Genomic DNA, 1058 nt, shown 5'->3' on the forward strand with positions numbered 1-1058 from the left:
TGGTTTATAAACATGCCATTTCTACTGTCGTTCCTGCTCGGGCGGTATCATGTCGTAATAATGGTTCTCACGGTTCGCATGCTGATACTGGGCAGGTTATGCCACCGCCGCCGCCGGAAAGACAGATTGAATAATATTTTTTATTAACCGAGCATTGAATAATACCAGAGAGGTTATGGTTTGTTTGACCGTTACGAAGTGGGGGAGCGGTCTGTATTGGTGCATATCTCTTTTTCACCGTACCCCGACGCATCAAATAAAAATAATGAAGACTTACAAGAATTCGAATCCTTAGTTTTTTCTGCTGGTGTTGAGGTGTTAAAAACGGTTACGGGCAGTCGTAAAGTACCCGATGCCAAATATTTTGTTGGTAAAGGTAAGGCAGAAGAAATTGCCGATACTGTTAAAACGATGGGCGCTTCTGTGGTGCTGTTTAATCATGCACTTTCACCGGCTCAGGAAAGAAATCTTGAACGCTTGTGTCAATGTCGGGTCATTGATCGAACGGGTTTGATCCTAGATATTTTTGCCCAACGCGCGCGTACTCATGAAGGTAAATTACAAGTCGAATTGGCGCAACTTCGTCATCTTGCTACCAGGTTGGTACGGGGTTGGACGCATCTTGAACGTCAGAAAGGCGGTATTGGTCTGAGAGGTCCTGGTGAAACTCAACTAGAAACCGACCGTCGCTTACTCAGTAAGCGTATCAGCCTTATCCTCAGCAGATTGGAACGTGTCGCTAAACAGCGTGAACAGGGAAGGCAAGCCCGCTGTCGTGCACAGATACCAACGGTTTCGCTGATTGGTTATACTAACGCGGGAAAATCAAGCCTGTTTAATAGCATGACAGCAGCAGATGTCTATACTGCCGATCAATTATTCGCCACTCTTGATCCTACTTTGCGCAGTATATATGTCACCGATGTGGGTGATACTGTATTGGCCGATACGGTTGGCTTTATCCGGCACTTACCCCATGATTTGGTGGTTGCCTTTAAAGCGACATTACAGGAAACACGGCAAGCTTCATTGTTACTGCATGTTATTGATGCCAGTGA

At 45.7% G+C, this 1058-nt stretch carries 1 protein-coding gene; it reads left to right on the forward strand.

What is annotated here, in order from left to right; all coding sequences use genetic code 11:
- Positions 1-180: 180 nt before the first annotated feature.
- Positions 181-1058, forward strand: an 878-nt coding sequence (hflX, locus tag REG_RS09500) for a ribosome rescue GTPase HflX (protein ID WP_422614313.1), incomplete at its 3' end; no start/stop codon positions are given.

The sequence above is a fragment of the Candidatus Regiella insecticola LSR1 genome (assembly GCF_000143625.1).
GTDB classification, from domain to species: domain Bacteria; phylum Pseudomonadota; class Gammaproteobacteria; order Enterobacterales; family Enterobacteriaceae; genus Regiella; species Regiella insecticola.